Raw genomic sequence first — 8,568 nt, 5'->3', positions numbered from 1 at the left:
CCTCGTCTTCGAGGGCGCCATCGGCGACGCGGTGAAGACCGCCCGCAAGGGCATCGGCAACTTCGTCGTCGACGTCGTCGGCATCGAGGCGCACGCCGGCGTGGAGCCCGAGAAGGGCGCGAGCGCGATCCACGAGCTCGGCGCGCTGATCCCCCGGGTGCTCGGCATCGCCCGGCCCGAGGCGGGGACCACGATCAACATCGGCCTGATCGGCGGCGGCAGCCGGGTCAACGTGACGACCGCGAAGGTGCGGCTCGAGCTCGAGGCGCGCATCCGGAACTCCGCCGAGGCGGCACGGGTGGAGGCCGAGATGAACGCTCTGCAGGCGTCGGACGAGCGGATCCGCATCGAGGTGCGCGGATCGTGGCAGCGCCCGGTGTTCGAGCGGACCGCCGCCGTCGGCGCCCTGTTCCGTCGGGCCGAGCGGCTCGCCCGCACCATGGACCTGCCGCTCGTCGAGACCGCCGTCGGCGGGGCGAGCGACGGCAACCTGATCGCGGCCCTCGGCATCCCGGTGCTCGACGGCCTCGGCGCCCCCGGAGCGGGGGCGCACGCCCGCGGCGAGTCGGTGAGTATCGAGGGGATCCTCGAGCGCACCACCCTCGCCGCTCTGCTGGTGGCGAGCTTCGCCGCGGAAGGGGAGCGACTCCCGTGATCCACGAATCGAGACCGGTCGGGATCGTCATCGACGCGCCCGCCGACGAGGTCTACTCCTTCATCGTCGATCCCTCGAACCTGCCGCTGTGGGCCGCGGGGCTCGCGGAGTCGGACGTCGAGGAGGTCGACGGGCACTGGTTCGCCGATTCCCCGATGGGGCGCGTGGAGGTGGTCTTCGCGCCGCGGAACCCGTTCGGCGTGGCGGACCACCGGGTGATCACCGCAGAAGGGCGCGTCTTCGACAACCCGCTGCGGGTGCTCGCGAACGGGGACGGGGCCGAGGTGGCGTTCACCGTGCGCCGCTACGAGGGGATGACGCTCGACCAGTGGGACGAGGACTGCGGTCGCGTCGCGGCCGATCTGGAGACCCTCCGCGGATTGCTGGAGCGCACCGGCGACTGAGCGTGCTCTAGATTCGTTGCAGCCCGGCGAGCGCCGGTCGCCCGCGCGAGAACGTTGGATGCGATGACCTCTCCCGACCAGACTCCCGTCCGCCCCGCCGGCGGCATCGAGCTCAACGGCCTCGACACGATCCAGGAGTCGGAGCGGCACGGCCGCCCGCGCGACCTGTTCTGGCCGTGGTTCGCGGCGAACGTGTCGGTGCTGGGCCTGAGCTACGGCGCGTTCCTGCTCGACTTCGGCCTCTCCTTCGCGCAGGCCACCGCCGTCGCCGTCATCGGCATCGTGGTGTCCTTCCTCTTCTGCGGCTTCGTCGCCGTGGCGGGCAAGCGCGGCTCCGCGCCGACGATGGTGCTCAGCCGCGCCTCCTTCGGCGTGAACGGCAATCGACTGGTGTCGGTGATCTCTTGGCTGCTCACGGTGGGCTGGGAGACCGTTCTCGCCTCGCTCGCCGTGCTCGCGACCGCCACCGTCTTCGAGGAGTTCGGCTGGGACGGCGGAGTGCTGACGAAGGTCGTCGCGCTGATCGTGGTGGCCGCGCTGATCGTGATCGCCGGAGTGGCGGGCTTCCGCCTGATCATGCGCCTCCAGCTCGCGATCACCGTCGCCACCGGCGTGCTCACGGTGGTCTACGTCGCCCTCGTGCTCGACGACATCGACCTCGGCGCGGTCGCGAGCCTGCCCTCCGGCTCGGCCGGCGCCGTGATCGGCGGACTCGTGTTCATGATGACCGGCTTCGGACTGGGCTGGGTGAACGCGGCGGCCGACTACTCCCGCTACCTGCCGCGCACGGCGGGGACCGGCGGAGTGATCGCCTGGACGACCCTCGGCGGCGCGGTGGCCCCGGTCGTCCTCGTAGTGGTGGGCCTCCTGCTCGCCGGCTCGTCGCAGGAGCTGTCGGACGCGATCGCGGCCGACCCGATCGGCGCGCTCGCGACGATCCTGCCGACCTGGTTCCTCCTCCCGTTCATCGTCGTGGCCCTGCTTGGACTCATCGGCGGCGCGGTCATGGACATCTACTCCTCGGGCCTCGCACTTCTCAGCACCGGGCTCAAGGTCTCGCGACCGGTCGCCGCCGGCATCGACGGGGTGCTGATGGTGCTCGGCGCGATCTACGTCGTGTTCGTCGCGGGCGACTTCCTCGGCCCGTTCCAGGGCTTCCTGATCACGCTCGGGGTGCCGATCGCCGCGTGGCTGGGCGTGTTCCTCGCCGACCTCCTCCTCCGTCGCCGCGACTACGACCAGGAGGCGCTCTACGACGCGCGGGGCCGCTACGGCAGCGTCTCGATCGCGCCGGTGCTGCTCGTGGTGATCGGCTCGGTGATCGGCTGGGGCCTCGTGGTCAACTCCTCGCCCGGCTTCGGCTGGGAGGGCTACCTGCTCGGGCCGATCGGCGGACGCGAGGGCGAGTGGGCCTACGCCAACCTCGGGGTCCTCGCCGCGCTCGTGATCGGGTTCGTCGGCGCCCTCGTCTCCTCCTCCGCGAGCGTGCGCCGGCAGGAATCGCGCGCGTGAGCCTGCTCGTCGCGATCGATCTGCAGCACGTCTTCGCCGACGCGGACTCGCCGTGGGGCTCGTCGGAGTTCGAGCGGGCGGCCGCGGGGACGGCGCGGCTCCTCCCCCTCTTCGGCGACCGGGTCGTGACCACCCGCTTCACCGCGCCGACCGAGCCGCGGGGCGCCTGGGTGCCGTACTACCGGGACTGGCCGTTCGCGCTCGTGCCGGACGGCGATCCGCTCTACGCCCTCGTGCCCGGCTTCGACGGTCACCGGGTGCTCACGGCGACGACGTTCGGCAAGTGGGGTCCCGAGCTGGAGGCGCTGCTCGACGACTCGCGCGAGATCGTGCTGACCGGGGTGTCGACGGACTGCTGCGTGCTGTCGACGGCGCTGGCGGCGGCGGACGCGGGGGTGCGCGTGCGCGTGGTCGTCGACGCCTGTGCGGGCGCCTCCGAGACGGACCACCGGCGCGCGCTGGACGCGATGGCGCTCTACGCGCCGCTGATCGAGCTGACGACCGTGGACGAGGTGCTCGCGGAGGGCATCGCCCGCAGCTGAGCGGCGCTCCCGGCCGCCGCTGCGCTTCGAACGCCGTCTACCGGCATGATGGGCGGATGCCCAGCACGGACGGCCGCGAGTCGGCAGCACCCCGGATCCTCGTCGTCGGCGAAGCGCTGATCGACATCGTCGAGCGCGACGGCGCGAGCAGCGAGCACGTCGGCGGCTCGCCCGCCAACGTCGCGCTCACCCTGGCGCGGCTCGGTCGCGACGCGACCCTCGTCACCGACATCGCGGACGACGCGCGCGGACGCCGCATCAGCGAGCACCTCGGCGCCTCGGGGGTGAGCGTCGTGCACGGCGACGCCCCCCGCACCTCGACCGCGAAGGCCCGCATCCGGCCCGACGGCTCGGCGGAGTACGAGTTCGACCTGTCGTGGAACCCGCCCGCCGCGGACCCGACTCCGTTCGGGCACGTGCACACCGGCTCGATCGCCGTCTACCTCGAGCCCGGCGGATCCGCGATCCTCGACCTGCTGGAGGCGCTGCCGGCCGGCACGACCGCGAGCGTGGACGCGAACATCCGCCCGGCCCTGGTCGGCCCGCACGCCGCGGCGCTCGCGCGCTTCGAGCGGGTCGCCGCCTCGTGCGAGATCGTGAAGCTCAGCGACGAGGACGCCGAGTGGCTCTACCCCACGGTGCAGCTCGACGAGGTGCTCACCCGGATCCTCGGCCTGGGCGCGCGGCTCGCCGTCATCACCCGCGGCGGGGAGGGACTGCTCCTCGCGTCCGCCGTCGCCCGGGCGACGGTGCCGGCCGCCCGCATCGTCGTGGCCGACACGATCGGAGCCGGCGACTCCGCGATGGGCGCGATCCTCGACGAGGCGTTCCGGCAGGGGCTCGGCGCGCCGAACGGGATGCTGCTCGACGAGCCCGCCCTGCGGGCGATCGGACGCTGGGCGGCGCGGGTCGCCGGCATCACGACCTCGCGCGCCGGGGCGAACCCGCCCACCCGCGTCGAGGCCGAGACGGAGTAGATCGTCACGGACCCGTCACACGACGGGTCTTCCGCGCGGGGTGGGGGCTGTTCCTAGACTCGGACATGGGAACAGCACCGAGCTCCACCGCCACGGTCGTCCTGCTCGTCGGTCCGGGGACCGACGGCCTGCTGCGCGACCTCGACACCCTGCCCAACGTCGACGCCCGTCCGGGCACCGGCCCGGGCGCGCACCCGTCCGCCTCCACCTACCTGCTGCACGACGCGGATCCGCTCGAGCACGTCGCGAACGCCTGGATCGAGTTCTTCGAGGACCGGGCGACGCACGGCGCGCTCGACGTCGAGATCGAGACCGCGCTCGGCGTCTTCCGCCGCGGCGAGGCCGCACTGCCCGACTACTACGTGGTGCTCGAGCCGGAGTCGGCACCGGCGAACTGGAAGCACTGGTGGCTGGGCGTGCTCCCGCGCGCGGCGCCCGCGCGAGTGCTGCCGAGCTCGTCCGATCCCGGGGCCGTCCGCCGGCTGCTGGGCCGGCTCCCCCAGGGGCGGCCGTTCCCGGACCCGGCGTCGTGGCTGCCCGACGTGCGCTTCAGCGTGCCGGACCGGATCGGGCTGGTCTGACCGTTGCCCGCCTCCGCCGCCGGGTATTGACTGATCGCGATCGAACCCCGACCAGGAAGAAGGACACCGTGGCCACCAGTCTCAGCCCCTACATCGGCTTCGCCGGCACAGCCCGCGAGGCGATGGAGTTCTACCGCTCGGTGTTCGGAGGCGAGCTGCAGGCGAGCACGTACGCCGACTTCCAGGCGAGCGAGGACCCCGCCGACCAGGACCGCCTGATGCACTCGCAGCTGACCCTCCCCAACGGCATGCTGCTGATGGCCTCGGACAGCCCGAGCGCCATGCCGGCGCCGGAGGGCAGCCGGATCCAGATCGCGCTCTTCGGCGAGGACGACGCCGAGCTGAGCCGGTGGTTCGCGGCGCTCGCCGAGGGCGGCGAGACTCCGATGCCCCTCACCGACTCCCCCTGGGGCGACCGCTTCGGCATGCTGGTGGACCGCTACGGAGTGGAGTGGATGGTCAACATCTCGCCCGCGTCGGACTGAGCGTCCCGATCGGCCTCCGCGCAGGCGCAGAATGGAGGGACCGCTCGGCTCCGGTCGCGAGCGGTCCCCTCTTGACTGACGAAGGCTGCAGATGACGATCACGCTCGGGTACAAGGCGTCGGCGGAGCAGTTCGGGGCACGGGAGCTCGTCGAGCTCGCCGTCGCCGCCGAACGGCACGGATTCGAGAGCGCGGTGGTCTCGGACCACTTCCAGCCGTGGCGCCACACCGGCGGCCACGCCCCGTTCTCGCTCGCGTGGCTCGCCGCGGCCGGCGAGCGGACGTCGACCATCCGGCTCGGCACCTCCGTCATGACGCCGCACTACCGCTACAACCCGGCCGTGATCGCGCAGGCGTTCGGCACCCTCGGGGTGCTCTACCCCGACCGCATCATGCTCGGAGTCGGCACGGGCGAGGCGCTGAACGAGGTGGCCACCGGCTACCAGGGCGCCGGCGAGCAGACCTGGCCCGACTTCAAGGAGCGCTTCGCGCGGCTGCGCGAGGCCGTCCGGCTCATGCGCGCGCTGTGGGCGGGCGACCGCGTCTCGTTCGACGGCGAGTACTACTCCACCCACGAGGCGTCGATCTACGACAAGCCCGAGAGCGGTGTGCCGGTGTACATCGCCGCGGGCGGACCGGTCGTCGCGAAGTACGCCGGACGCGCCGGCGACGGCTTCATCTGCACGTCCGGCAAGGGCATGGAGCTGTACACCGAGAAGCTGCTGCCCGCGGTCGAGGAGGGCGCGGCGGCCGGCGGACGCGACTCCTCGACGATCGACCGGATGATCGAGATCAAGCTCTCCTACGACCCCGACCCGGAGCTCGCGCTCGAGAACACCCGCTTCTGGGCGCCGCTCTCGCTGACTCCCGAGCAGAAGCACTCGCTGACCGATCCGGTCGACATGGAGCGCGCCGCCGACGAGCTGCCGATCGAGCAGGTCGCCAAGCGCTGGATCGTGGGCTCCGACCCCGACGAGACCGTGGCGCAGATCAAGCCCTACGTCGACGCCGGCTTCACCCACCTCGTGTTCCACGCGCCCGGCGACGACCAGCAGCGCTTCTTCGACGCGTTCGAGCGCGACCTCGCGCCGCGCCTGCGCACGCTCTGAGCACCCTCCCTCCCGCCGGCCCCGCGCCGGCCGACCCCTCCGGAAGAGCCGCCACCCGCATGACCTCCTCCCCCACGGCCACCGTCCTCGACCGCCTCGCGCACGGAGAGCCGATCACCCGGGCGAGCGCCGAGCTCCTGCTCGGAGCGCGCGGCGACGATCTCGAGCTGCTGCTCTCGGCTGCGGGAGCGCTGCGGGACGAGGGGCTCGCCCGGCGAGGGCGTCCCGGAGTGATCACGTACTCGCGCAAGGTGTTCGTGCCGCTGACGAAGCTGTGCCGCGACCGCTGCCACTACTGCGTGTTCGTCGAGACGCCGGGCGGCCTCGCGGCCAAGCGAGAGTCGACCTTCATGGAGCCGGAGGAGATCCTCGAGGTCGCCCGGGCGGGGGCGGCGCTGGGCTGCAAGGAAGCACTGTTCACCCTCGGCGACCGGCCCGAGGACCGCTGGCCGGTCGCCCGCGCCTGGCTCGCCGAGCACGGCTACGCGTCGACCCTCGAGTACGTCCGCGCGATGGCGGTGCTGGTGATGAGCGAGACCGGCATGGTCACGCACCTGAACCCCGGAGTGATGTCGTGGGCCGAGCTGCAGCGCCTGCGCCCGGTCGCCCCGTCGATGGGCATGATGCTCGAGACCACCGCGACGCGCCTCTGGTCCGAGAAGGGCGGCGTGCACTACGGCTCGCCCGACAAGGATCCGGCGCTGCGCCTCCGGGTGCTCGAGGACGCCGGTCGCAGCCGCGTGCCGTTCACCACCGGCGTGCTGCTGGGGATCGGCGAGGACGACGCGGAGCGGGCGGACGCGCTGTTCGCGATCCGCGAGTCGCACGAGCGGTGGGGTCACGTGCAGGAGTGCATCGTGCAGAACTTCCGCGCGAAGCCGCGGACGGCGATGCAGAACGAGGTCGACCTCGAGCTGCAGGAGTACGTGGCGAACGTGGCCGTCGCGCGGCTCGTGATGGGCGCCGACACCACGATCCAGGCGCCGCCGAACCTCACGGACGAGCAGGAGCTCGGACTGCTCGTGCGCGCGGGCATCGACGACTGGGGCGGCGTGAGCCCGCTGACCGCGGACCACGTGAATCCGGAGCGGCCGTGGCCGAACATCGACGACCTCGCGCGGCTGACCGCGGCGGCCGGGTACCGCCTCCGGGAGCGCCTCACCGCGCACCCGCAGTACCTGCGGGAGGCGGCGACCTGGATCGACCCGCGGGTGGCGCCGTACGTGCGGGCCCTCGCCGATCCGGAGTCGTGGCTCGCCGACGAGGCGGCGCCGGTGCTCTCCCGGCCGTACCGCGAGGAGTTGGATCCGCCCGCGCGCGCGGTCCCCTCCTCCGCTCTCGCCCCGGTCCTGGCGCGGGCCGCGGAGGATCCTGCGGGGCTGTCGGACGACGACTACCTGGCGCTGCTCGCGGCGGACGGCGACGACCTCGACGCGCTCGCCGCTCTCGCCGACGACGTGCGCCGCTCGGTCGTCGGCGACACCGTCTCGGTCGTCGCGAACCTCAACATCGACACGTCGCTCTGGCGCTCCGGCCTCGACGAGGAGGCGTTGCGCGAGCTCGCCGACGAGGCCGTCTTGTTCGGGGCCACCGAGCTGTGCCTCCAGGGGGCGCTCGCCCCGGGACTCCCGGGAGACGATCTCCTCCTCATCGCGCGGACACTGCACGAGCGGCAGCCGTCGCTGCACCTGCACGCCTTCCGCCCCGCCGAGATCCTCGACGCCGCAGAGCGGACCGGGCGCACCGTGCCCCAGATGCTCGACGCACTGCGCGAGGCCGGAGTCGCGAGCGTGCCGGGCACCGCGGCGCGAATCCTCGACGACGGCGTCCGCGCGGTCCTCAGCGAGGGAACGGATCCGAGCGTCGCCGCGTGGCGCGAGTCGGTCACGACCGCGCACCGCCACGGCCTGCGCTCCACCGCGACGATGGTCTACGGCCACGTCGAGACTCCGCAGCAGCAGATCGCGCACCTGCGCACGCTCGCCGCGATCCAGGACGAGACCGGCGGATTCACCGAGGTCATCGCGATGCCGTTCGTGCCGGCGGAGGCGCCTCCCGCGGTCGTCGCGCTCACCCGCGGCGGCCCGACCCTGCGCGAGACGCGGGCGGTGCACGCGGTCTCGCGGCTGCTCCTGCACGGTCGGATCCACCACGTGCAGACCGCGTGGACCAAGGTCGGGCTGCACACGGCGCAGGTGCTGCTCCGCGGCGGCGCGGACGACCTCGGCGGGCTGCTCCTGGACAGCGTGCTCCGGCCGGAGTCGGGCGCCGAGGCGCACCGCTCGCTCGACATCGCGACGGTCG

The 8,568-nt window shown here is 72.9% G+C and carries 9 protein-coding genes; all 9 read left to right on the top strand.

The features are described from left to right. Positions 1 to 655: peptidase dimerization domain-containing protein (locus ASF46_RS05065; protein ID WP_162240160.1), on the top strand; the 655-nt coding region annotated here is incomplete at its 5' end. Next, positions 652 to 1,059, top strand: a complete 408-nt coding sequence (locus tag ASF46_RS05060) for a polyketide cyclase (RefSeq protein WP_056866643.1) — start codon at positions 652 to 654, stop codon at positions 1,057 to 1,059. The genes ASF46_RS05065 and ASF46_RS05060, both read left to right, overlap by 4 nt. Positions 1,060 to 1,122: 63 nt before the next feature. Continuing rightward, positions 1,123 to 2,571 carry a purine-cytosine permease family protein gene (locus tag ASF46_RS05055; RefSeq protein ID WP_056866642.1) on the top strand — a complete coding sequence of 483 codons (1,449 nt, stop codon included), beginning with the start codon at positions 1,123 to 1,125 and terminating at the stop codon, positions 2,569 to 2,571. Further along, positions 2,568 to 3,113 carry a cysteine hydrolase family protein gene (locus ASF46_RS05050; protein ID WP_082485254.1) on the top strand — a complete coding sequence of 182 codons (546 nt, stop codon included), beginning with the start codon at positions 2,568 to 2,570 and terminating at the stop codon, positions 3,111 to 3,113. The genes ASF46_RS05055 and ASF46_RS05050 overlap by 4 nt, the downstream gene beginning before the upstream one ends. Positions 3,114 to 3,169: 56 nt before the next feature. Beyond that, positions 3,170 to 4,090 (top strand): carbohydrate kinase family protein, encoded by a 921-nt coding sequence (locus ASF46_RS05045; RefSeq protein ID WP_056866641.1) that lies wholly within the window; start codon positions 3,170 to 3,172, stop codon positions 4,088 to 4,090. Positions 4,091 to 4,155: 65 nt separating this feature from the next. Further along, positions 4,156 to 4,671 carry a hypothetical protein gene (locus ASF46_RS05040; RefSeq protein WP_056866640.1) on the top strand — a complete coding sequence of 172 codons (516 nt, stop codon included), beginning with the start codon at positions 4,156 to 4,158 and terminating at the stop codon, positions 4,669 to 4,671. Between the two features lie 68 nt (positions 4,672 to 4,739). Further along, positions 4,740 to 5,156, top strand: a complete 417-nt coding sequence (locus tag ASF46_RS05035) for a VOC family protein (RefSeq protein ID WP_056866639.1) — start codon at positions 4,740 to 4,742, stop codon at positions 5,154 to 5,156. Between the two features lie 91 nt (positions 5,157 to 5,247). Continuing rightward, positions 5,248 to 6,264 carry a glucose-6-phosphate dehydrogenase (coenzyme-F420) gene (gene fgd / locus ASF46_RS05030; protein WP_056866638.1) on the top strand — a complete coding sequence of 339 codons (1,017 nt, stop codon included), beginning with the start codon at positions 5,248 to 5,250 and terminating at the stop codon, positions 6,262 to 6,264. 59 nt (positions 6,265 to 6,323) lie between these two features. Continuing rightward, a partial coding sequence (gene cofG, locus ASF46_RS05025; RefSeq protein ID WP_056866637.1) for a 7,8-didemethyl-8-hydroxy-5-deazariboflavin synthase CofG occupies positions 6,324 to 8,568 on the top strand: 2,245 nt, incomplete at its 3' end.

The sequence above is a fragment of the Rathayibacter sp. Leaf296 genome (genome assembly GCF_001423045.1).
In the GTDB taxonomy this organism is placed as follows: Bacteria; Actinomycetota; Actinomycetes; order Actinomycetales; family Microbacteriaceae; genus Rathayibacter; species Rathayibacter caricis.
Note: the sequence above shows the minus strand (reverse complement) of the source record. Positions and strands in the feature narration are given on the sequence as shown.

Coding starts and splice junctions, on each gene's coding strand:
- ASF46_RS05045 (WP_056866641.1), top strand. CDS start 3,170: ATGCCCAGCACGGACGGCCGCGAGTCGGCAGCACCCCGGATCCTCGTC.
- ASF46_RS05040 (WP_056866640.1), top strand. CDS start 4,156: ATGGGAACAGCACCGAGCTCCACCGCCACGGTCGTCCTGCTCGTCGGT.
- ASF46_RS05055 (WP_056866642.1), top strand. CDS start 1,123: ATGACCTCTCCCGACCAGACTCCCGTCCGCCCCGCCGGCGGCATCGAG.
- fgd (WP_056866638.1), top strand. CDS start 5,248: ATGACGATCACGCTCGGGTACAAGGCGTCGGCGGAGCAGTTCGGGGCA.